Source organism: Veillonella orientalis, assembly GCF_018406505.1.
GTDB lineage: Bacteria > Bacillota > Negativicutes > Veillonellales > Veillonellaceae > Veillonella > Veillonella nakazawae.
The window spans coordinates 637,772-660,023 of sequence record NZ_AP022322.1 but is presented as its reverse complement, the minus strand read 5'-3'; the positions used below and the strand labels follow the sequence as shown (position 1 = coordinate 660,023).

Here is a 22,252-nt window from a genome sequence, read left to right as displayed (position 1 = left end):
TTAGATTCGCTCCTGTACTAGATGTAATATATGTTCCACTGTTTCATCAAACGTCATGTTACTAGAATCAACAACAATAGCATCCTCAACGCACACCAGTGGAGATTCATCGCGATTTTTATCCATTTCATCGCGACTTTCAACATTATTTTTGATATCTTCTAATGATTGTTCATTAGAAGTACCTTGAACTTCAAGCCATCTACGTTTTGCTCGTGCATCTACAGATGCTGTTAAATATATCTTCAACTCAGCCTTTGGTAGTACAACAGAACCTATATCACGACCATCTAAAATAACACCACCAACAGCAGCCATAGCTTGTTGTCGTTCAACTAAGTATTCACGAACACCTTTATAAGAGGCAATAGTTGATACATTCTCATTGATTTGTTGTTGTCGAATTAGATCTGTCACGTCTTGACCTTTTACAAATACTTTACAAGCATTTGCAGTAGGCTCTAATGTTAAATCTAATGAAGGGAGCAATGATTCTACATCTTTTTGATTTTTCACATCAACATGGCTATCGAGAACCGCCCATGTTACACCTCGATACATAGCGCCTGTATCGATATATAAATAACCCAATTCATTGGCCACTACTTTTGAAATACTACTTTTACCAGCCCCTGCAGGACCATCAATAGCAATGGCAATTTTTTTTGTATTCATAATAACCTCTATTCTTCATCACCATGTACAGCATGCATAGCCGCCACATAACCAGTAGAAAACGCAGCTTGTAAATTATAGCCGCCCGTAAAGGCATCAATATCCAGAACCTCACCAGCACCATATAAGCCTTTTACCAATTTAGACTCCATGGTTTTGGGACTAAACTCTTTTAACGAAATACCACCGGCTGTAACAATTGCTTCTGCTACAGGGCGTAACTCCTTTACAGTTAATGTCATATGTTGTAATACATGACATAAACGCATACGTTCTTCTTTTGTGATTTGATTAATTGGTTTGCTTGGATCTAATTCAGCAAGGTTTATCACAATCGGAATCAGATTGACAGGTAACAAATCTTTCATCCCATTAGCTAATTGTTTTTTTGAATATAAATCAAAATCCTTCTGTAAGCGTTTATCTAAAACTTCTGCAGTTAATGCAGGCTTCAGATTTATTTCAATAGTGATTTGTGGATTTTTCTTACGCAACAATTTGCCTACTGTATGACTTAAAGACAAGATTGTAGGACCCGTAAGACCGAAATGAGTGAACATCATTTCCCCAAATTGTTTCGCTTGTACCTTATTTTTAGAAATAACGGATACCTCAACATTACGAAGACTAAGCCCCATAATATCTTTTACCCAAGATTCCCCTGTTACAATTGGTACCAATGATGGTCTTATATCTGTAATGGTATGACCAACTTTTTTAGCTAAAGCATATCCATCACCAGTAGAACCAGTTAACGGATAAGAGGCACCACCTGTACAGATGATAGCGGCATCACAAGCATATTGTTCCTTATCTGTTGTAACTCCTTCAACACGACTATCCTCAACAGTAATAGATGTAACAGGTTCATTTAAATGAACTTGTACTTTATATTTTTTAAGGATTTTCATGAATATATTGCGTACTTCTAAAGCAGAATCAGATTCTGGGAATACACGTCCCCCTCGTTCAACCTTAGTTTTTAAGCCCCAACTATGTAATAATTCAAGCAAGTCTTCATTACTAAAGCGTTCATAAGCGCCATATAGGAACTTACCATTACCAGGCGTATTTTTAATGAACTCGGCCATATCTGCACTATTTGTAATATTACAGCGACCTTTACCTGTAATGCCCATCTTCTTACCAACCATATTCATTTTTTCTAGTAAGATGACACGTGCCCCTTCACGACCAGCTATAACAGCTGCCATAAGACCTGCTGCACCACCGCCAATGACTACAATTTGTTTCATTCCTTACCTGCTCCTAACGCTTTTAGGGCTTTTACTTCACGAATTGTAAGCTGACGAGAACCACCACGTTTAACACCACCTAAGGTAAGCCCCGCATAGGCAATTCGTTTTAAGTTATGAATACGGTACCCAAAGTGTTCAAACATACGACGAACCTGTCGATTACGACCTTCATGGATTGTAATTTCTACTTCATGAACACCATTATGATCATCAAAACCGAGATCTACAATTGTTGCAGGAGCTGTTATACCATCTTCCAGTTCAACACCATTGGCAATAACCTGTAAATCTTCATCACGAACACGGCCCTTAATACGCACTTCATATGTTTTTTCTACGCCCTTAGACGGATGAGTTAAGTTTTGCGCCAACTCACCATCATTTGTCAACAACAATAAGCCTTCTGTATATAAGTCAAGGCGACCTATTGGATAGATTCGTTTTGATTCATTTTTAATATAATCTAAAACAGTTTCACGACCTTGAGGGTCAGACACAGATGTAATAACTCCCTTTGGTTTATTTAATAAGTAATAAACTGGTTTCTCTTGGGCTAATAATTGACCATTAACCTTAACTTTATCCTTTTGAGGATCAATTTTCACACCTAATTCAGTGATTCTACGACCATTGACCTGAACTTTTCCTTCTGTAATCAATTCTTCTGCCTTGCGTCGTGATGCAACACCACAACTAGCAATAAATTTTTGTAATCGTTCCATATTATCCTTCTGTTTCTGAAACTTCTTGATGTAAAGCTTCAATAGATTCTACGCCAGCACTCCTTAAAAACTCGTCAGTTGTTCCGTAAAGAATAGGTCTTCCTACAGTATCTTTATGACCTAGTTCCGCAATAAGAGATCGAGTGAGTAATTGTTTAATAATCTTATCACTATTTACACCGCGGATTTCTTCAATTTCAGCTTTAGTTATAGGTTGTTTATAGGCTATGACAGCTAATGTTTCCATCGCTGCATTAGATAATTTATCTTCTCTCTTACGGATATGACCTACATAGTCAGCACTTTCCATGGCACTAACTAACTCAATACCTGCTCCAGATACTCTCAAACGGATGCCGCGATTTTGCTCATCTAGTTCCCGTTGTAATGTATCTATATAATCTTGTACTTCCTCTGTTGAAAGTTCAAATACTTCTTCAAGCATTTCTATTGATATAGGTTTTGCCGATGAGAATAACACGGCCTCTAAATGCATTGTTGGTAAGCTCATATAGCCCCCTTTCTATACGGTACCTTCTAAGGCTGCAGTGAATATAATATCATTCTCTTCATAGCGCATTTCCATAACTTGTTGCTTCAACAATTCTAAAACAGCCATAAAGATTGTTACCATACCACTTTTTGTTTCAATTGCTATTAATAACTCCCTAAAATATAAACTTTCACCACGTCGTACTCGACTAGATAAAGACAAAATCATATCCTCTAGACTATAACTGTCTTTTTCAACCTTGACCTCGCGAATAGGCTCCTCTTCAGTTAATTCCTTAGCGCGTTTTATAGTCTGATAAAAAATCTCATATAATCGGGAAAGTTCTAAATTATATACATTATCTAACCCAAGTACGCTTGTTTCTTCAGGTCTACTAAATATATTAGCGGATACAGCCGTACGTTCCATCAGTATAGCTGTAAAATCTTTGATTTTTTTAAACTCTACTAATTTAGCTACCAATTCATCACGTGGATCTTCAGCATCTTCTGGCTCAGGGTCAGCTTTAGGTAATAGCATACGCGATTTAATTTGTAACAAAGTAGAAGCCATTACAAGAAACTCACTACTATAATGAATATCAAAGTGATTCCAATTATCTAAATATTCCAAGTATTGACTCGTAATTTCAACGATAGGAATATCGGTGATTTCTATTTTATGTTTTTCAATAAGATGCAAAAGCAAGTCCAAAGGACCTTCAAAGACATCCAACTTATAATTATAATCTCCCATAAACCCCAATCCTTAGAAAATATACTTTAACTATATAATTATAAAGCATTTATAGTAGTACTTTCAAATAATTGTTTTTTTTACAGTCATCTGCTATCTTTATTATAGTAATTATTATATATTATAGAAATAAATTTATTGTGTATTCCTTCAAGAGGGGATTTATTATGTCATCTAGTTTAAAGCAAATTGGGAGAAACCCCATCTTTCGCTTTGGTATCATTGGTATTGCTTTATATATAGCTCTATTTTTCATCTATGAACCTATTACACTAGGTCTAGATGTTGAAGATATAACGATTTTAGCAGTACCAACAATTGTAGGTACTTTTTTATTTCAATATTTTATGGGATGTACTGTTTTTCATAGACCATTTTTGGGATATGGCTTAGTCGGTATTCTTTGGGCCCTTACATTCCCACTTCTGTTCCACTGGTCCTATGTAAAACCTTTATATTTTTATGAATTTGCTAATGACTTTTTATTTGGCTTATTAATCTTTATGGGGTTATCGGGAATTCAATTTTTACTGAACCAAACGAATCGTCTCCATAAAACTACATCATTAATCATGGCAATTATTACCATGATATTGAGCCTTATCCCATTCTTACAAATAGGATACTATCTAACTACATGGCATTGTTTAACGCCAGCTAGTTTACTAGCAGTATATATGACAAATCCTGAAGAAGCATTTGGTTTCTTAAAAAATGCTGCTGGTATTCCTGGTCTTATCGCTGTTGGTATTGGCCTTGTAATATGGACCTATCTGCTCTATTGGTCTAATCTAGGAATGAAAGCGGTAGTAAACTTAAATACTACACGACCTATGCGCTCCACATTGCTCATTGCATCCATAGTAGCATTCTTAGTATACGTACCATTCTTCTTATTCCCGAAAACATGTATTGTAGCAAACTGGATTGCAGCTGGCGACTATGTAAAACAAATGCAACAATATAATGATAACCATCATTTAGTATTCGATTCCTTCAATTTGGATACAAAGGAAACCTCAGCGAATAAAACACCAGGTACTATCATATTAGTCATCGGTGAATCTAGTTCTCGTGATTATATGAAGGTATATAATCCAAACTTCCCTTATGATGATACGCCATGGCAAGGTACTATGCGTGCAGATAATAAAGATTTTGTCTTCTTTGATAATGCATATTCATCGTATGTACAAACAGTACCTACCCTCGAACGTGCTCTATCTGAACGTAATCAATATGATGATAAACCGTTCCTCGATTCTGCAAATATTTTAGATGTTGCTAAAAAAGCAGGATATACTACTTCTTGGTTTAGTAACCAAGGTGTATTTGGCGAATATGATACAGCTATTTCATTAATGGCTAAAACAGCAGATACCACTAAATGGTCACATGAATCATATGCTTTCTCTGATCGCTATGATGAATCACTCTTACCATTATTACAGTCTGTTGATCCAAGTAAAAATAACTTCATCGTCATTCATATCATGGGTAGTCATATTTACTACAATGACCGTTATCCACATGAATTTAGTAAATGGAAACAAGGTCCATATCCAGATGGCCAAGAAGCATATGCTAATAGCCAATTATATACAGACTGGTTATTACAACAGATTTATACTTATGGTAAGGAAAAATTAAACTTGCAAGCCATGGTGTATTTCTCTGACCACGGTGAAAGCTTGGATAAATCCCATAATCCAGATACATTTGACTTTGTTATGACTCATATTCCATTCTGGATATATTTATCACCTCAATATCGTGCTGAGTATCCTCAAACAGCAGAAGAACTCTCTAAACACGAACATCAATACTTTACAAATGATTTACTATATGACACATTGATTGGTCTTATGCACGCACCTAATCAACGGTATGATGTAACAAGAGACTTTAGTAATGGTAAGTATCGATTCAATTTACATAACCTAACTACCTTACTAGGGGAACAACCATTAACTAATGATCCTGTAAACGCAGGAAAATAAACTTTAACATTTCTAGTAATATAAAAATTTTATTATGTTAGTATAATGTAGTTTAGCTTTAATGTAGTTTAGGTTTCACTAACACGAAAAAAAGAGATGAGTTAAAAACTCATCTCTTTTTTTGTTCCATTAATAGGTCAATATCTTCTTCCGTATAAACCTCTATATTATTCATTAATAAGGCCTCTACAGTACATCCGTGCCCCTCTCGCAGGGTTTTACTAAAGGTACCATCATAAATACGCTTATAACCGCAACTAGGACTTTTTGCTTTCATTAGAGCCTGCTTACATCCCTGTTGCATTGCTATATGCAATGCAATTTGAGCCCCTTTATAAAATTCTGTGGTTACATCAGTTCCATTAGCCGTACATACACGTTTACCTTGTCGTTCCGCAGGATCACGAGGTGTGCTAAGTCCACCTAATACTTCTGGACATACGGATACCAGATCAAAAGTATCCTTTAACAGTGGTAACTGTTCTATAAGATTATCTTTTCCATCATAACGACAGGATACGCCACATAGACATTCACTAATTAATAATTTTGCTTTATTATTCATAACTTTACTAAACATAGATAATCGTATTTGAAATATGCCATTCTAATAACAAACGCACTCTCATATTTTAAATTATACATATTTTAAATTATACACATTTAAAATTTAGATTTACATAAGAAAAAAGACTAACCGAAGTTAGTCTTAATTGGTGCCGAGGACCGGAATCGAACCGGTACGGTTGTTTCCAACCGACGGATTTTAAGTCCGTTGCGTCTGCCTGTTCCGCCACCCCGGCATGGGTAACGATTGTGGAGGCGGCACCCAGAATCGAACTGGGGAATAAAGGTTTTGCAGACCTCTGCCTTACCGCTTGGCTATGCCGCCATATAAAATTGGAGCGGGAAACGAGATTCGAACTCGCGACCCCCGCCTTGGCAAGGCGGTGCTCTACCGCTGAGCTATTCCCGCATGTACATGGTGCCTCAGGACAGAATCGAACTGTCGACACACGGATTTTCAGTCCGTTGCTCTACCAACTGAGCTACCGAGGCATGAATGGCGACCCCGATCAGATTTGAACTGACGATCTTCGCCGTGACAGGGCGACATGTTAACCGCTACACCACGGGGCCGTATCCAAAGTACTTGCTTAGTATATCGGTTATCAGGACTTTTGTCAACACTATCCTACAATATTTTTGATGAATTCTTCTTCATCTTTTAATGTTGTAGATTCTTTATGTCCTGGTTCGACGATTAAATTCTTTGACAACGTTAATATATGCTTCAAACTAATGATTAAATCATGGGGATTACTCTTATAGTTGTCGGTATTTCCTACATTTTGTTTGAATAAAGTATCTCCAGAAAAAAGATGTCCACCAATCTCCAAACAAACTGAGCCAGCACTATGGCCTGGTGTATGATGTACGATTATTTTAAAAGGCCCTACTTCTAATTTACCAGCCACTAAATCTTTACAATTCGTGTACATCTTCTTTTTATATACACTAGGTCTACGTCGGATTAGTTGTAATAACTCTTGATCCAAAGGATGTAAATAAGCAGGAATATTATAATACTCACAAACCTCATCAAGAGCCGATACATGATCACAATGACCATGTGTTAATAATACTGCTATAGGCTCAGAATCTCCTACCATTTCAATTATATGCTTACTATGAAACCCGGGATCAATAATAAGAGATTTTCCATCTTTAATTAATACATAACAATTTGCTTTATAAAGCCCTAGAGGGCGTTTTATAATATTCATATTATTCGCCCTCCTATAGGATACGATACCGTTTAGTAGATTGTTTTTTTATAAAATACCCTTCCCAAAATTGAGGATGAAGCATAACAAGAATTGTAAATAATTCCAAACGGCCTAATAACATGTCTGCCATTGCTACGCATTTAGCACCATCAGACATACTACCAAAGGCATCTGTAGGCCCAAAACCACCAAATCCAATGCCTACATTACTAAGAAAAGCTGTTATAATTTGCATCGCATCATAAGTAGACATTCCAGAACAAGTCATAAGGAAAACAGATATAACGTAAATCATTAAATATAAAAATAAAAATTGCTGTGCCATCTGTATCCATTTAGTAGGCATCGGTTTACCATTAATGCGCACGACTTGTACCATCTCAGGATGAATTGATTTTCTTAAATAAATAATGCTGCTCTTAATTAGAATAATGAGGCGAATAATTTTTACGCCCCCTGTTGTAGAACCACTACAACCACCAAAAAATGATGAAATAAATAACATCATCTGTGCCGCGGCTGGCCATAAATCATAATCGCTTACAGCAAATCCACTACCAGTTTGAATCGATACATAATTAAAGGAAACATCTCTAAAGATTTGAATTGGATCATTAATATTTGATTGTACTGCCATCGAAATTGATATTATAGCAATTCCAATAAAAATAACTAGCCAATACATACGTGTTTCAAAATCATCAATCAAAACACGAATGCCTCTTTGCAGTGCATTATAATATACTGCAAAATTACCACCAGCAAGTATCATGAAAAATATAAATACAAAACAGATATAGTTGCTTTGTTCATAAATAAATGTACCTGCAGATGTAGGTGCAAAACCACCTGTAGCAATAATGGAAAATGCATAATTTAATGCATCAAAAGGCTCTATACCACCAGCCCATAGCATAACGAAACAAATGGCGGTAAAAGCAACATATAAACGCCAAAGTTTAGAGGCCATTGATTGAATACGGGGCATAACAACACCAGGTTTTGGTACCGATGCTTCTGCATTAAACATATGAGCTGCATCTGCACCTAAGTTCTTTAAGAACGATAAGATAAGGACAATAATCCCCATCCCACCAATCCAGTGCATTAGTCCACGCCATAAAACATATGTCTTAGGTAAATCATCTACGCTATTAATAATTGTAGCACCAGTTGCTGTAATCCCTGATGTAGCTTCAAATAGAGCATCAAATACATTAGTTAATATACCACTGAGAATAAATGGTAAGGAACCTAAGATAATAGTTAATATCCATGTAGCTGATACAACTAAAAACCCATCACGAAGACTAAAGCTTTGAGTTTCATGACCATAATAGGATAAAAGTCCACCTAAGCCAAATGAAATACCAGTAGTAACCAAAAACGACCAATATGCAGTTTCAAATACAATACCATATATAAAAGGAATTAATGTAAAAATCCCAAAGATATATAATAATCGCCCCACTAAGGACATGACAATTTGAATGCGCATAGTCCCTCCATACTAAGTAAGATATTTAAGTAATTTACTTACAGATTCAGGTAACGCAAATAGAACAATGTGATCTCCATCTAAGATTTCAGTATTACCACGTGGTACGATAGCTTCATCACCACGTAAAATTACACCAACTAACGCCTTCCCTGGTAAACGGATGTCCTTTAATTGTTTACCAGCCACAGGTGATTCACTTGTAATGGCAACCTCTATAGATTCCGCTTTTCCACCTTCAAAGGTCGAAATAGATAAAACACCTTCTCCACTACGCACGAAACGTAAAATTTGACTCGCTGTAAATAAACGTGGCGAGAATACGACATCAATCCCCACTTGTTCCATAAGCATAATGTATTCAGGTCGACCTACGCGCACAACTGTCTTTGGTATGCCCATATGCTTGCCTACAAGAGCAACGAGCAAGTTGAGCTTATCATCATCTGTAACAGCAATTATAACATCACTATCTGCAATTTCTTCTGCTTCTAAAAGGTCAAAGTCTGTAGCATCTCCATTGATAACCATGGACTTATCCACAAGATTAGCAAGTTTTTCACAGCGGTTAAAATCTTTTTCAATGACCTTAACAGAGAATCCAGCTTGTTCTAAAAGAACTGTTAGATTTCTACCTAATAGACCAGCCCCAATGATAACAGCCCGTTTATAAAATGTAGTGTGATTATGGAACCAAAGATTTTCCACTTCTTCAACAGACTCTTTTAAGCCTAAGAAGAATACACTGTCATCAACTTGTAGAATACTTTCACCATGGGGAATAATCATTTCACCATAACGTAAAACCCCTACTAGTAAAACACCTTCAGGGAATTTAATTTCTTTTAAAGGTTGACCTATTAATGGAATATCATCTGTAATCTTAAATTCCATAAGGCGTACAGTACCTTGGCCAAAATCTTCTACATCAATAGCTGATGGAGTCTCTAGAATTTGTAAAAGCTCTTGAGCCGTAACCATTTCAGGATTGATAAATAAATCGACCCCTAATTTAGCACGCATCTCATCATCCATATGTTCTGCTACGGTATTATCTCGCACACGAGCAATCGTTGTAGGAACACCTGTAATTTTAGCTACAGAACAAGATAACATATTTACTTCATCAGAATCGGTAACAGCAATAAACATTCCTACACCATCCATACCGATTTCGTTGAGCAATTGTATATCACTGCCATTTCCTTGAACAAGGCTAACATCTAGTGTATTTTCAAGATTTTGTATACGTTCTGGAGAACGATCAATTACATATACATCATGATTATCTTGTATCAAGCGTTGTGCCAAGGAATAGCCAACCTTACCAGCACCTACAATGACAATTTTCATCGCCTTTATTCCTCTTCTTGTGATTCATTACCAACAGGAGGTGTCCATTGACGTCCTGTTTCAGTTAACAATGTCCAACCATTATCTTGAACAATTTTTTTCTCTTTCATCAAATGCCCTAAAGCACGCTTAAAGGCAGCTTTACTGATATTAAATTTATCTTTAATCAACATCGCAGAAGATTCATCGCTATATGGCATCTTGCCTCCACGATTAAGAAGGTACTCCATTATAATGTCTCCATCAGAAATGAGTGCCTTTTCCTTAGTAGGACGCATCGATACATTGACACGACCATCTTCACGTTTAAAGGTAACACGACCTTCAACCATTTCTCCTACATTTAATTTTCTAGTCATCTCAGAACGATGTAAAAAGGCAATCCATCGTTCAGGAGTGATGAAGAATGCCCCATCACTAGTCAAGTTGTAGATAGCGCCTTTAACAAGTTGTCCTACTTTAGCATCTGTAGCAGCCTTAGATGCGCGACGCATTTCGTCATCAACATCCATAGATACCGCAAAACGACCAGATTTATCTGTATAGAGTCGAACCCAAACTTTTTCACCCACTTGAGGACGACCACGCATCTCTGCGTGAGGCATGAAGATACCACGCTCAGTACCAACCTCTACGAAACAGCCAAAGTTTGTAGTATTGATTACCTCAACATACCCAATTTGACCTACCTTCATCGCTGGTAAACGCATAGAAGCAGTCAAACGACCCTTTGGATCGCGATATAAAAATACCTCTACTTCATCACCAATGGCAACAGGAGATGTTTGTTGATCCTTATGGAGCAAAATATCATCATTTGTATTGCCAGTTTGACCATCTAGAAAAGCCCCTTGATCACTAGTACGCAATACTTTTAATGTGGCAATTGTATTTTCCAACAATTCTGTAGCCATACTATACTCCTTCAAATGGAACTCGAACTGCATCATTCCATAATTCTTCTAAACCGTAGAATTCTCGCAACTCATCACCACCAAAGACATGACAAATAATATCGCCAAAATCAAGTAAAATCCATTCACCTTCGCGATAACCTTCTCTATGATTTACTGTCATGCCCAATTCTGCAGCTTTATCTTCCATTTCATCAGCAATACTCTGAGACTGCTTAATATTATTTGCACTAGCAATTAAGAAGTAATCCCCTAACATAGATACACCTTCTAAATCGAGAATTTCGATGTCTCTGCCTTTTTTATCAAAAGCTGCTTGTGCTAATTGTAATACGATTTGTTTAACTTCTTCTTTATTTTTCATACTATTCCCCTTTTAACGTTTATTAGTACTCTCATCACCCGGTTCTGATGGCTTTGTGATAGTACCACCATTATGTTCTGATTCAGGTGCAACCTTGGCTGTGCTATTAGTTGGAGCTGTTACAAATTGTGTCATTTCATTGGCTGGTAGATTTCCCATCGTAATGCCTACTAATCGTTGTGCTTCCGTTGGATTTACCTTCCAATATGTCATATCGCCAACTAACTCTTTTTCACCAGGAAGAATATAGAAATGAATCTCTTCCTTATTAATTTTGCTAGCATTATACACAAGCTTAATGGCATCTAATGTAGAAATATTACTATCATAATGATCCCAAATTCTCCAAATATGCCATGCATTTGTTAAGAAGAATGAATTATGCTCTTCTTCTACCCATAGTTTCAAAAATCTTTCTTGTCGTTGTACACGTGTAAATGTATCGTGTTTTGGATCAGAATATCGTAAATAGGATAAAGCCTTATCACTATCTAATGTTTGATATCCTCGTTGCAAATCAATATCTTTATTTCCCTCTGCATCTACGTGTTCCATAGTCTGTTCTACATAGATTTGTTGATTTCCTAATACATCGTTAGTCTTTTTGAAAGCATTTTGATTAACTACAACATAATATGGTATAGAAATATGGAACATATCTTCAATGACAGCCTTTGTTAGATCAATACCACCTTTTTCATAGATGCTATTGAGCATACTTGCATCTGTCTGATCTCTATTATCAATTTTACTATTACTAGGAATGCCAATAACATCCATTGTTTTTTGATCTAAATTAATGGATAACAAGAATAGACTATCACTTTGACTAGGATTATTATCATCAGTACCGACAACAAGAATGTATAATGGTTTATCTAACCCTTTTTGTTCTACAGATACAGTATTACCATCTTGTTTATTTCCATTATCTACAGCTGTATCAGTTGTCTCAGTAGTACCTGTAACAGCTCTATACACATAAGATACCCCAGTATACAAACCATAGCCTATACCCCCAAGTAGGGCAAGTACTACAATAACAGCTACTATAAATCTAGGCCATTTAACAGATGACTTTTGTTGACGTCTTCTTCTACGACGGCGAGCTCTTGCTCGTTCACGTTCTTCCATATATAAACTCCATTATTTACAAGATTGTAACACATCATTACGACCAAGAATGGTCAACGGATAAATCGATAAATTTTGCTCTATAAGATGAATAATAGTATTATCAAAACCAAGCAATACCGCCTTATCTAAATCTAGTTCTGAAACGTTACGCAACTCATCCACACCGGGAAAATTTCGATTAGGCTCAATATAGTCTGCTAAAAATATCACCTTATCTAGCATAGACATATGTACCTTTCCAGTCGTATGAACTCGAATGGCTTCTAAAACCTCATCATCAGATATAGAAAACTCTTTTTTTGCTCGAATCATACCAGCTAAACCATGTAAAAGATTGCCATTACTTAATAATTCTTGATCAGCATCATAAGATTCACTTTTCACAAGATCTTGCATATCCTGTAAAGGCAATTCTTTAGCGCAATCATGTAGTAATGCAGCTAATCTAGCCTTTTCAACATCAACGCCATAAAGCTTAGCTAAATGAGTAGCCGATTCCACAACGCCAAGAGTATGCTTAAATCGTTTCTTGCTCAGCCATTGACTCACTCTAAGTTGTATTTCATCAAATGATAACATCCTTTATTCCTTCCCATAAATATGGTGTTCCTCAATATATTCCACCACACATTTTGGCAACATATATCGAACTGTTTTACCAGAGCGTAGACGTTCTCGTAAATACGTAGCAGATAATTTCATCTCAGGAACCTCCATAAGATGTATTTTTTCACGTGCTTTAGGGCCTAAAATCGTTAATGTTTCGTCAATAACACTGGATCCATCAGGTCTTGTAGCGCCAATAAAGTGGACCTCATCTAATAATTCCTCAATAAACTTCCACGTTGGTAATGCACGAATTGTATCAGTACCAGCGATAAAGTAAAATTCAACATTTGGTCCATAAAGGACCTTAAAATGTTGAATAGTATCAACTGTATACGAAGGGCCTTCTCGACGCATCTCTACATCAGAAATCTCAAAATTAGGATTATCTGATACGGCTGCTGCCGTCATAGCATATCGATGACGACTATCTATTACATCATGTTGTTTGTGAGGCGGAACCTTGGCAGGTACAAAAATTACCTTTTCTAGGTTAAAGCTTTCACAAGCAACCTCAGCAATCATTAGATGCCCTAAATGGATAGGATTAAATGTTCCACCTATGATTCCTATACGACGTTTCTCTACCATAATAATGCCACACCCTTAATGACAATGACACAGATAACGATAAACAAGAGCAATGCCTTTCCATAGGATATCCATTCGTATCGACCTTTTGGAGTCTGAATATATCTGTAGTATGCCCTTATTAAGTAATATACGGTCTTCACTTTCGAACTTGGCCTTCTCCAAATACAAAGTATTTATATGATGTTAGTGCCTGTAATCCCATTGGTCCGCGAGCATGAAGCTTTTGGGTACTAATACCAATTTCCGCACCAAAACCAAATTCAAAACCATCAGTAAAACGAGTTGATGCATTGTGATAAACTGTAGAACAATCTACTAAGTTCATAAATACTTTTGCACGCATTGGTTCATCTGTTACTATAGCTTCTGAATGATGTGTAGAATATAAATTCACATGATCGATTGCTTCCTCAAGAGTATCAACAATACGTACATTTAAGTCCATATCATTATATTCTGTATTGAAAGAATCATCTGTTAAAGGAATTGTATTACCCATATATTGAGCTACAGCATTATCGCCGTGAATTCGTACCCCATATTCTTGTAACACCACATCAAGACGCGGTAAAAACTCAGCAGCTACAGCTTGATGTACTAATAGAGTCTCCATAGAGTTACATACAGATGGACGCTGTACCTTTGCATTAATAGCAATTTCTAACGCCATATCTAGATTGGCATATTCATCGACAAAGGTATGACATACACCACTCCCCGTTTCAATGACAGGAATACTACTTTCATTAACAACACGGCGAATGAGTCCTGCTCCACCACGTGGAATAACAACATCAATATATTCACGTTGTTGTAGTAATACGCCAACCATCTCTCGATCTAGAACCTCCACGAGTTGAATCGCATCTGGTGTAATGCCTAGTGTTTCTAAGGTATTGCGCATAATAGACACAATAATTTGGTTAGTATGGAATGCCTCTTTACCACCGCGCAATATAGTAGCATTTGCAGTTTTTAAACAAAGTACACCAGCATCGATAGTCACATTGGGGCGCGCTTCAAAAATAATACCAATAACACCAAAAGGTACTGCTCTTTTTTCTATAGTCAAGCCATTAGGACGTGTAATCGTTTCCATAACAGATCCCACAGGGCTTTCAAGAGTCGCCACTTGACGAACACCTTCAGCCATTTGAGAAATACGGCTAGGTGTCAATGTTAATCGATCTATCATAGTTTGAGGTACATTATAATCGCCAGATTTATCTAGATCTAATTGATTAGCGGCCATAATTTCATCGGTTTGTACTTCTACAGCATCAGCGATTGCCAATAATGCAGAATCTAATGTACCTTGATCAATTTGAGCCAATTCAAAGGATGCCGCTTTAGCTCTTTGACCCATATCTTTGCAAATTTCTTCATACTGGTTCATAGGATATCCTCAATGTAATAAAACTAGATTATTACGATGTACTGCTTCATCATAGGTTGTATTAATACCTAAAATTTTAGCTATATCATTAGTATTATGACCTTTAATGGCCTTCATATCTTCGATGCCATAGTTAATAAGACCTCGACCGATTTCTTTACCATCATGGTAAATAGAGATTGTATCACCAGGCCCAAATGCCCCATCTACATCAATAATACCAGCTGGTAAAATACTAGCACCTTTATCTAATACAGCACGAGCACAACCATCATCAATAGTGATTGACCCTTTTAATCGTTTACCAAAGGCAAGCCAGTGATGTTTTCCTGATAAGCCAGCATCATGTGCTTCAAAAAGGGTACCAATATTTTCACCCTTACATACGCGGCGCACAGAATCCTCCACCTCACCGGATGTAATTACCATAGGTACACCAGAGTTTGTAGCCATATGGGCTGCCTTTATCTTGGTATACATGCCACCTGTACCCATATTAGATCCAGCTCCACCTGCAATAGCATAGGTTTCATCAGTAATTTCAGAAACGATTTCTATCAATGTTGCATCAGGATGAGTTGCTGGATTAGCTGTATATAATCCTTCAATATCGGATAAGATGATAAGCAAATCAGCATCTACAATGCCTGCCACAGTAGCAGATAAAGTATCATTATCACCAATTTTAAATTCCTCAATAGCAACTACGTCATTTTCATTGATAATAGGAATAACATTAAGTTGCAATAACGTATGTAGTGTATTGCGCAAGTTTAGATAACTATGACGGCCTGTACTATCTTCTTTTGTTAAAAGAATTTGACCTACTGTACGACCATATTCACGAAACATACGCTCATACATATGGATGAGGATACCTTGTCCTACTGCTGCAGCAGCTTGTTTCAAAACAAGGTCTCTAGGCTTTTCTTTAAATCCTAGAGGGGCAAGGCCAGCTCCCGTTGCACCAGAGGAAACAAGGATAACCTCTTTACCTTGATTAGCTAAATCTGATAATTGGCGTACTAATCTTTCTATGCGCTCTAAGTTTAAATGACCATTAGCATAACATAGCGTACTACTGCCTACTTTAACTACTATTCTTTTTGCGTCGATGATAGCACTGCGCATAGATTAACCTCCTAGGCCAACATGTTATGAAGTTCCCATTATAATAAAATTCAGTAATATGACGATTTACTTAGGTAAAATAATTTTAGGTTCTTTTTTAGCTTTATATAAAACACCATTAAAGCCAATAACTTGGACTAATTCAGCACCTAACATATCAGCTAACTCTTGGAAAATCGTCTTATCTTCAGGGCTATTGTTGTGTAATTTCACCTTGATTAATTCACGAGCCATTAAGGCTGCACGAGCACTATCAATAACACTATTTTCTAAACCATTTTTACCAATTTGAACTACTGGTGGCATTGTTGCTGCCAAAGAACGTAAATACCGTTTTTGTTTTCCTGTCATTATTACTCCTACTCTTGGAATGTAAAGCGTTGATCGCCAATCACAACTTCATCACCGTCTTTACAACCTTTTTCTTTTAATTTAGCATCTAGCTCCATAAAGCGCCAAATGCGTTGGAATCTACGAAGAGATTGATCATCACTTAAATTTGTCATTGCTACTAAACGTTCAATACGTTTACCTGTAATATAGAATGCAGCATCGTCACCACGAGTGATAACGAATTCTACATCTGGTTTTGCTTCGTATACTACTGTATCATCAGTTGCTTCCGGTTCTGGCTCGTAGTTTTCTACATAGTAGTATGCTCGTTCCATAAGTTCTGGTAAACCTTCCCCACTTAATGCATTGATAAGGAATACTTCGTAGCCTTTATCTTCAAAATATTTTTTTGTATCAGGAATTGTTGTATCATCAAAGACCATATCAATCTTATTGAGTGCAACAATCTGTTTTTTATTGGCTAATTTTTCAGAATATTTACGAAGCTCTTCGTTAATAGCATCAAAATCAATTTTTGGATCGCGTCCTTCCATACCAGATACATCAAGGACGTGAATTAAAATATTAGTCCGTTCTACGTGACGCAAGAAGTTATGTCCTAAACCAACACCTTCGCTAGCACCTTCAATAAGGCCAGGAATATCAGCTAGTACAAAACTACGGTCCCCAGAGATTGTTACTACCCCAAGTACAGGTGTCAATGTAGTAAAGTGATAAGCCGCAACCTCTGGTTGAGCTTTAGAAACCTTACGTAAAATACTAGATTTACCTACAGATGGGTACCCTAATAAACCAACGTCAGCCAATACTTTTAATTCTAATTGTAACCAGAACTCTTCGCCCGGTTCACCTTTCTCTGCAAATGTCGGTGCACGGTTAGCACTTGTTTGGAAACGTGCATTCCCACGGCCCCCACGACCACCTTTAGCAATAACAAATGTATCGCCATCGTTAACGAGATCACAGAAAATTTTTCCTGTTTCTTCTTCTTTAATTACGGTGCCCAACGGAACTGGGATAATAAGTGGCTCAGAACCGCGACCATGCTTATTGGAGCTTTCACCATTACCACCAGCAGGCGCCTTAAACTGGCGTTTATATCTAAAGTCTACAAGAGTATTAATATTCTTGTCCGCTTTAAAAATAACGTCTGCCCCTTTACCACCATCGCCGCCACTAGGGCCGCCATTTGGCACGTATTTCTCACGGCGGAAGCTAGACATGCCATCCCCACCGTCACCGGCCTTAACAAAGACACGCGCTCTATCTATAAACATATTTTAACTCCTATGCATTATTGCTGTAATAACTCTAATGCCTTTTTAATTTGAATATCATCTAATGTACTAGATGGATTTACACCTTTTGGTAAATCAAGCTCTACATCTGGTTTAATACCAATGCCGTCAATAACACGATCATTTGGTGTATGGTACTTAGCAATAGTTACCTTAACGCCTTCATTATCAAGGCTAGGGTAAATAGTTTGAACTGTACCTTTACCATATGTATTAGTACCTAAAATGGTACCTAGTTTACGGTCTTGAATAGCACCAGCTATAATTTCAGATGCACTAGCAGACCCTTTATTAACAAGAACTACTAATGGCATAGCTACTTCTGGGCCATTCGACTTATAAACATCTTTTTTACCAGCTCGATTTTGTACCGTTACTAGTGTACCTGGAGGCATAATATAGTTGGAAATCTTTTCTGTTGTAGATAACAAACCACCAGGATTATCTCGGAGATCTAATACTAGTTCCTTCATACCTTGAGATTGCAATTCTTTAAACTGTGTTTCAAAATCATCAGCTGTATTTTCAGCGAATTGACTGATACGAATGTACCCCACTGTACTTGTAAGCATTTTACTTTTAACAGTTGGTAACACAATGGATTCACGAGTGATATCAAAGTGCAATGTTTCACCATTGCGCTCTATATCAAGGGCTACAACAGTACCTGCCTCACCGCGAATTCGAGAGGATGCATCTTCTACAGTTATATCACTTGTGGATTGACCATTGATAGCAATAATATGGTCTCCAGGTTTAATGCCCGCTTTGAAAGCTGGTTGATCTTCCATAATACTAACTGCATATAAACCTTTATCATCATGCCCAAGAACCATGCCTACACCAGCATAAGTACCAGATGTTTGCATTTTCATGGACTTAAATTCATCAGCATCTAAATAAACACTATGAGGCTCTCCCAAAGAGCCAATCAAACCTTTTAACATACCATCATAAAGGGTAGCTTTAGACATAGGTGTCATAAAGACTTGACTCGCAGCATAGTAGGCTACAAATAGTCTTGGTAACCCCCAGAATGAACCAGATAGATACCAAAACATGAGCCACATAATAACGATGCCAGAGCCTATATATTTCAATAGGCTCCATAACACCGTACGTGTATCAAATTTCATATTATAAATATCCCATAGGATCCACAGGATCCCCACTTATACGAACTTCAAAATGTACGTGTGGCCCAGTACTATTACCAGTGCTACCAGCATAGGCTATAACTTGACCTTTAGATACATCTTGTCCTTCAGAGACAGCAAGCTCAGAATTATGGCCATAAAGGGTAGACATGCCATTACCATGGTCGATAACTACGGCATAACCATAGCCGCCCATCCAACCAGACCAAACAACAGTACCACCATCAGCAGCATGAACAGGTGTACCTTCATCAACACCAATATCTATACCAGAATGGTAAATTGTTGTTCCCCAAATTGGATGTGTACGATAACCATATGGTGAAGTAATTTCACCACTTACAGGCCAACCCAGTTGACCAGAACCTTGCACCCAAGAGTAACTTGGTGCAGACTGTTGAGCTGCTGCTGCGGCCGCCGCTTCTGCAGCAGCACGAGCCGCTGCACGTTCCGCTTGACGTGCTTTTAATAGTGCAGTAATTTGAGCGGAAGAAGCATTGAGTTCTTCTACAGCTTGCATTGCAGTGGCACGATCATTTTGTGCTTTTTGAAGAACGACTTCCCGTTCTTTCTTCTTTTGTTCAATTTCAGCTTGTTTAGCTACTGCCGCCTTTTCAAGCTCCACTAATTTAGCTCGAGATTGCTCAAGAGCTTGCTTACGTGCAGCAATTTCAGCACGTTCTTTTTTGATTTCATCGATTAATTTAATGTCAGCATCAATAATGCGTTTTAAAATCTCTAGTCGATTTGCAAAATCACTAAAGTCTTTAGAACCAATAACAACATCTAAATAACTTAGACGACCATTGATATAAATATCACGTACACGCTTATAAAATACGGACTCACGTCCTTCTAAACGTTTTTGTGCTTCTGCTAGTAACTTTTCATTAACAGTAATATCATTTTCAACGGCTACACGTTGTTGTTGAATAGACTCTAACTGTTGTTGAGCTTGACGCAATTGCTCTTCAATTTGACGCAACTGTTCAGATACACTAACAATGACAGTTTCAGCATCAGCTTTAATAGAGTTTTGTTGATTAACTTGTTGTTGAATTGAATCTAATTGATTCGTTAAATCCTCATCTTCCGCAACAATGTATAGTGGTGTTCCCAGTACTACTATACCTGTTAAAATTGTTGCCACCAGACGAGATTTGATTGTGTTGTATTTCATAAACATTACACCTTCATGTATTGTTTTAAAGAAATTGTACTACCAATAGCACCGACTATAATACCGCCAACTAAAATATAGATAGCCACATCATAGAAGAATGGGAACATTGGTACTAATGGGAAGAATGCTAAAGACTCGGAAACTTCCATAGTAATAAAATGGTAGAATTCACCTACACAAAGAACGGCAATAATAGCTCCAACTAGACCTAATAACATGCCTTCTATCAAGAATGGCCAACGGATAAAGCCATTTGTTGCACCTACATATTTCATGATGGCAATTTCTTTACGACGAGCGAACACAGTCAAACGAATTGTATTAGAAATGATGAATAATGTAGCTGCTGCTAAGAATGCAATTAATACGATACCACCAATTCTGATAACTTGAGTTATACGGAAGAGTTCTTCCACAATATCTTGACCATAATGTGTACTTTCAACACCTTGGAATGTGGTAGCTAATTTAGCTGTAGCCTTAACATCACTAGGATTATCAAAAGTTAATACATAAGAATTTGGCAATGGATTTACATCACCTAGGGCATTTACTAATTGTTGTTGATCACCAAGGCGAGCTTTGAATTCCTTCATAGCTTGCTCTTTATTAACAAACTCCAAATGCTTAAGATTTGGTATAGCTTTAATTTGCTTACCTACTGCCATGATTTGGTCGGTTGTTAAACCATCTTTTAAGTAAATGCTCAATTGAACTTGGTTTTCTAAGCTAGATGCCATGTTATTCAAATTGATAACACCGCAAAGGAATACACCAAGCATAAATAAAGATAAAGCCACTGTAGAAATAGATGCTAACGTCATAAGACCGTTACGCTTCATAGATTTGAGGGCTTCTTTAAAAAAGTATTTCAATGTTCTAGGCTTCATTAATTTCTGCACCTCTCATATTATCACTTTGAACGCGACCATCTTTTAGACGAATAACACGTTTATTTAAATACGAAACAAGATCCATATTATGGGTAACCATAATAACAGTTGTGCCAAAATTATTGATATGCTTAAACAAATCTACAATACCTTTACTTGTATCAGGATCTAAGTTACCAGTCGGTTCATCAGCAATAAGTACAGATGGACGATTTACAATAGCGCGAGCAATAGCAACACGTTGTTGTTCACCACCAGACAGATCCTCTGGTAAATCATTTGCTTTATCACTTAAGCCAACAAGTTCTAGTACATGACTTACCTTTTCCTTAATTACCTTTGGTTTTTCTTCAATTACTTCAAGCGCAAAGGCAATATTTTCTGATACCGTTTTGTTTGGTAATAAACGGAAATCTTGGAATACAACACCAAGTTTTCTACGTAATTTTGGAATTTTACTACGCTTCATACGCGTAACATCAAAATCATCAACAATGACAGTACCAGAATCAGGTACTACTTCATGAGTTAACAATTTAAATAGAGTTGATTTCCCTGCACCGCTGTGACCACAAATGAGGACAAATTCGCCCTCATTTATAGTTAAACACACATCGTCTAATGCAACAGAACCATTATCATAGACTTTACTAACATTCTTAAATTCAATCATGGGATC

23 protein-coding genes and 5 tRNA genes are annotated in these 22,252 nt (G+C 37.0%); 1 reads left to right on the top strand and 27 read right to left on the bottom strand.

Features of this window, described 5'->3' with window-relative positions; all coding sequences use genetic code 11:
- The 5 genes from cmk to VEIS1202513_RS02945 are packed head-to-tail and all read right to left on the bottom strand — an operon-like array spanning position 1 to position 3,905.
- A complete protein-coding gene (gene cmk / locus VEIS1202513_RS02965) occupies positions 1-675 on the bottom strand; it encodes a (d)CMP kinase (RefSeq protein ID WP_105094318.1) in 675 nt (224 codons plus the stop codon).
- Between the two features lie 8 nt (positions 676-683).
- Positions 684-1,931, bottom strand: coding sequence for a BaiN/RdsA family NAD(P)/FAD-dependent oxidoreductase (locus VEIS1202513_RS02960; protein ID WP_213467794.1), 1,248 nt, complete (start codon positions 1,929-1,931; stop codon positions 684-686).
- Positions 1,928-2,656, bottom strand: coding sequence for a pseudouridine synthase (locus VEIS1202513_RS02955; protein WP_105085545.1), 729 nt, complete (start codon positions 2,654-2,656; stop codon positions 1,928-1,930). Before VEIS1202513_RS02955 ends, VEIS1202513_RS02960 begins: the two co-directional genes overlap by 4 nt.
- 1 nt (position 2,657) lies before the next feature.
- Positions 2,658-3,167, bottom strand: a complete 510-nt coding sequence (scpB, locus tag VEIS1202513_RS02950; RefSeq protein ID WP_213467793.1) for an SMC-Scp complex subunit ScpB — start codon at positions 3,165-3,167, stop codon at positions 2,658-2,660.
- Between the two features lie 12 nt (positions 3,168-3,179).
- Entirely contained in the window at positions 3,180-3,905 is a 726-nt protein-coding gene (locus tag VEIS1202513_RS02945; protein WP_213467792.1) for a segregation and condensation protein A, read from the bottom strand.
- Positions 3,906-4,072: 167 nt separating this feature from the next.
- On the opposite strand from VEIS1202513_RS02945, the gene VEIS1202513_RS02940 reads away from it, so the two are divergent.
- Positions 4,073-5,905 (top strand): phosphoethanolamine transferase, encoded by a 1,833-nt coding sequence (locus VEIS1202513_RS02940; RefSeq protein ID WP_156719556.1) that lies wholly within the window; start codon positions 4,073-4,075, stop codon positions 5,903-5,905.
- Positions 5,906-6,014: 109 nt separating this feature from the next.
- On the opposite strand, the gene VEIS1202513_RS02935 is transcribed toward VEIS1202513_RS02940, so the two are convergent.
- The 22 genes from VEIS1202513_RS02935 to ftsE all read right to left on the bottom strand — a co-directional run bounded on the left by VEIS1202513_RS02935 (position 6,015) and on the right by ftsE (position 22,246).
- Positions 6,015-6,470: a 2-thiouracil desulfurase family protein gene (locus VEIS1202513_RS02935; protein ID WP_213467791.1), complete on the bottom strand. Its 456-nt coding sequence runs from the start codon at positions 6,468-6,470 to the stop codon at positions 6,015-6,017.
- Between the two features lie 149 nt (positions 6,471-6,619).
- A tRNA-Leu gene (locus tag VEIS1202513_RS02930) sits at positions 6,620-6,708 on the bottom strand.
- 14 nt (positions 6,709-6,722) lie between these two features.
- Positions 6,723-6,797 (bottom strand) — tRNA-Cys (locus tag VEIS1202513_RS02925).
- Between the two features lie 9 nt (positions 6,798-6,806).
- Positions 6,807-6,881 (bottom strand) — tRNA-Gly (locus VEIS1202513_RS02920).
- Between the two features lie 7 nt (positions 6,882-6,888).
- A tRNA-Phe gene (locus tag VEIS1202513_RS02915) sits at positions 6,889-6,964 on the bottom strand.
- 5 nt (positions 6,965-6,969) lie between these two features.
- Positions 6,970-7,045, bottom strand: a tRNA-Asp gene (locus VEIS1202513_RS02910).
- Between the two features lie 50 nt (positions 7,046-7,095).
- Positions 7,096-7,692 carry an MBL fold metallo-hydrolase gene (locus tag VEIS1202513_RS02905; RefSeq protein WP_213467790.1) on the bottom strand — a complete coding sequence of 199 codons (597 nt, stop codon included), beginning with the start codon at positions 7,690-7,692 and terminating at the stop codon, positions 7,096-7,098.
- A gap of 13 nt (positions 7,693-7,705) precedes the next feature.
- Positions 7,706-9,193, bottom strand: a complete 1,488-nt coding sequence (locus VEIS1202513_RS02900) for a TrkH family potassium uptake protein (protein WP_156719762.1) — start codon at positions 9,191-9,193, stop codon at positions 7,706-7,708.
- 12 nt (positions 9,194-9,205) lie between these two features.
- Positions 9,206-10,546: a Trk system potassium transporter TrkA gene (gene trkA, locus VEIS1202513_RS02895; protein WP_213467789.1), complete on the bottom strand. Its 1,341-nt coding sequence runs from the start codon at positions 10,544-10,546 to the stop codon at positions 9,206-9,208.
- A gap of 5 nt (positions 10,547-10,551) precedes the next feature.
- A complete protein-coding gene (locus VEIS1202513_RS02890) occupies positions 10,552-11,460 on the bottom strand; it encodes a CvfB family protein (RefSeq protein WP_213467788.1) in 909 nt (302 codons plus the stop codon).
- Position 11,461: 1 nt separating this feature from the next.
- Complete coding sequence (gene rsfS, locus VEIS1202513_RS02885; RefSeq protein WP_024066146.1) at positions 11,462-11,824, bottom strand: ribosome silencing factor; 363 nt, start codon at positions 11,822-11,824, stop codon at positions 11,462-11,464.
- Positions 11,825-11,836: 12 nt separating this feature from the next.
- Positions 11,837-12,958: an LCP family protein gene (locus VEIS1202513_RS02880; RefSeq protein ID WP_119208207.1), complete on the bottom strand. Its 1,122-nt coding sequence runs from the start codon at positions 12,956-12,958 to the stop codon at positions 11,837-11,839.
- 12 nt (positions 12,959-12,970) lie between these two features.
- A complete protein-coding gene (gene yqeK, locus VEIS1202513_RS02875) occupies positions 12,971-13,540 on the bottom strand; it encodes a bis(5'-nucleosyl)-tetraphosphatase (symmetrical) YqeK (RefSeq protein WP_213467787.1) in 570 nt (189 codons plus the stop codon).
- Between the two features lie 3 nt (positions 13,541-13,543).
- The gene (gene nadD, locus VEIS1202513_RS02870) at positions 13,544-14,158 is read right to left on the bottom strand and encodes a nicotinate-nucleotide adenylyltransferase (RefSeq protein ID WP_213467786.1); all 615 of its coding nucleotides are present in this window, start codon (positions 14,156-14,158) and stop codon (positions 13,544-13,546) included.
- A 139-nt stretch (positions 14,159-14,297) separates the two neighbouring features.
- Positions 14,298-15,557 carry a glutamate-5-semialdehyde dehydrogenase gene (locus tag VEIS1202513_RS02865; protein WP_213467785.1) on the bottom strand — a complete coding sequence of 420 codons (1,260 nt, stop codon included), beginning with the start codon at positions 15,555-15,557 and terminating at the stop codon, positions 14,298-14,300.
- Between the two features lie 9 nt (positions 15,558-15,566).
- Positions 15,567-16,688, bottom strand: coding sequence for a glutamate 5-kinase (proB, locus tag VEIS1202513_RS02860; protein WP_213467784.1), 1,122 nt, complete (start codon positions 16,686-16,688; stop codon positions 15,567-15,569).
- Positions 16,689-16,754: 66 nt separating this feature from the next.
- A complete protein-coding gene (gene yhbY, locus VEIS1202513_RS02855) occupies positions 16,755-17,039 on the bottom strand; it encodes a ribosome assembly RNA-binding protein YhbY (protein ID WP_024066152.1) in 285 nt (94 codons plus the stop codon).
- A gap of 8 nt (positions 17,040-17,047) precedes the next feature.
- Positions 17,048-18,319, bottom strand: a complete 1,272-nt coding sequence (obgE, locus tag VEIS1202513_RS02850; protein WP_119208216.1) for a GTPase ObgE — start codon at positions 18,317-18,319, stop codon at positions 17,048-17,050.
- Between the two features lie 17 nt (positions 18,320-18,336).
- Positions 18,337-19,476 carry a S41 family peptidase gene (locus tag VEIS1202513_RS02845; protein ID WP_105094306.1) on the bottom strand — a complete coding sequence of 380 codons (1,140 nt, stop codon included), beginning with the start codon at positions 19,474-19,476 and terminating at the stop codon, positions 18,337-18,339.
- A 1-nt stretch (position 19,477) separates the two neighbouring features.
- Positions 19,478-20,683, bottom strand: a complete 1,206-nt coding sequence (locus VEIS1202513_RS02840; protein WP_105094305.1) for a murein hydrolase activator EnvC family protein — start codon at positions 20,681-20,683, stop codon at positions 19,478-19,480.
- Entirely contained in the window at positions 20,683-21,570 is an 888-nt protein-coding gene (gene ftsX / locus VEIS1202513_RS02835; protein ID WP_024066929.1) for a permease-like cell division protein FtsX, read from the bottom strand. The genes VEIS1202513_RS02840 and ftsX overlap by 1 nt, the downstream gene beginning before the upstream one ends.
- Entirely contained in the window at positions 21,560-22,246 is a 687-nt protein-coding gene (ftsE, locus tag VEIS1202513_RS02830) for a cell division ATP-binding protein FtsE (protein ID WP_119206734.1), read from the bottom strand. The genes ftsX and ftsE overlap by 11 nt, the downstream gene beginning before the upstream one ends.
- Positions 22,247-22,252: the final 6 nt, after the last annotated feature.

Excerpts from the sequence above, each read along its gene's own strand:
- cmk (WP_105094318.1), bottom strand. The coding sequence starts at position 675 with ATGAATACAAAAAAAATTGCCATTGCTATTGATGGTCCTGCAGGGGCT.
- VEIS1202513_RS02960 (WP_213467794.1), bottom strand. The coding sequence starts at position 1,931 with ATGAAACAAATTGTAGTCATTGGCGGTGGTGCAGCAGGTCTTATGGCA.
- VEIS1202513_RS02955 (WP_105085545.1), bottom strand. The coding sequence starts at position 2,656 with ATGGAACGATTACAAAAATTTATTGCTAGTTGTGGTGTTGCATCACGA.
- scpB (WP_213467793.1), bottom strand. The coding sequence starts at position 3,167 with ATGAGCTTACCAACAATGCATTTAGAGGCCGTGTTATTCTCATCGGCA.
- VEIS1202513_RS02945 (WP_213467792.1), bottom strand. The coding sequence starts at position 3,905 with ATGGGAGATTATAATTATAAGTTGGATGTCTTTGAAGGTCCTTTGGAC.
- VEIS1202513_RS02940 (WP_156719556.1), top strand. The coding sequence starts at position 4,073 with ATGTCATCTAGTTTAAAGCAAATTGGGAGAAACCCCATCTTTCGCTTT.
- VEIS1202513_RS02935 (WP_213467791.1), bottom strand. The coding sequence starts at position 6,470 with ATGAATAATAAAGCAAAATTATTAATTAGTGAATGTCTATGTGGCGTA.
- VEIS1202513_RS02905 (WP_213467790.1), bottom strand. The coding sequence starts at position 7,692 with ATGAATATTATAAAACGCCCTCTAGGGCTTTATAAAGCAAATTGTTAT.
- VEIS1202513_RS02900 (WP_156719762.1), bottom strand. The coding sequence starts at position 9,193 with ATGCGCATTCAAATTGTCATGTCCTTAGTGGGGCGATTATTATATATC.
- trkA (WP_213467789.1), bottom strand. The coding sequence starts at position 10,546 with ATGAAAATTGTCATTGTAGGTGCTGGTAAGGTTGGCTATTCCTTGGCA.
- VEIS1202513_RS02890 (WP_213467788.1), bottom strand. The coding sequence starts at position 11,460 with ATGGCTACAGAATTGTTGGAAAATACAATTGCCACATTAAAAGTATTG.
- rsfS (WP_024066146.1), bottom strand. The coding sequence starts at position 11,824 with ATGAAAAATAAAGAAGAAGTTAAACAAATCGTATTACAATTAGCACAA.
- VEIS1202513_RS02880 (WP_119208207.1), bottom strand. The coding sequence starts at position 12,958 with ATGGAAGAACGTGAACGAGCAAGAGCTCGCCGTCGTAGAAGAAGACGT.
- yqeK (WP_213467787.1), bottom strand. The coding sequence starts at position 13,540 with ATGTTATCATTTGATGAAATACAACTTAGAGTGAGTCAATGGCTGAGC.
- nadD (WP_213467786.1), bottom strand. The coding sequence starts at position 14,158 with ATGGTAGAGAAACGTCGTATAGGAATCATAGGTGGAACATTTAATCCT.
- VEIS1202513_RS02865 (WP_213467785.1), bottom strand. The coding sequence starts at position 15,557 with ATGAACCAGTATGAAGAAATTTGCAAAGATATGGGTCAAAGAGCTAAA.
- proB (WP_213467784.1), bottom strand. The coding sequence starts at position 16,688 with ATGCGCAGTGCTATCATCGACGCAAAAAGAATAGTAGTTAAAGTAGGC.
- yhbY (WP_024066152.1), bottom strand. The coding sequence starts at position 17,039 with ATGACAGGAAAACAAAAACGGTATTTACGTTCTTTGGCAGCAACAATG.
- obgE (WP_119208216.1), bottom strand. The coding sequence starts at position 18,319 with ATGTTTATAGATAGAGCGCGTGTCTTTGTTAAGGCCGGTGACGGTGGG.
- VEIS1202513_RS02845 (WP_105094306.1), bottom strand. The coding sequence starts at position 19,476 with ATGAAATTTGATACACGTACGGTGTTATGGAGCCTATTGAAATATATA.
- VEIS1202513_RS02840 (WP_105094305.1), bottom strand. The coding sequence starts at position 20,683 with ATGTTTATGAAATACAACACAATCAAATCTCGTCTGGTGGCAACAATT.
- ftsX (WP_024066929.1), bottom strand. The coding sequence starts at position 21,570 with ATGAAGCCTAGAACATTGAAATACTTTTTTAAAGAAGCCCTCAAATCT.
- ftsE (WP_119206734.1), bottom strand. The coding sequence starts at position 22,246 with ATGATTGAATTTAAGAATGTTAGTAAAGTCTATGATAATGGTTCTGTT.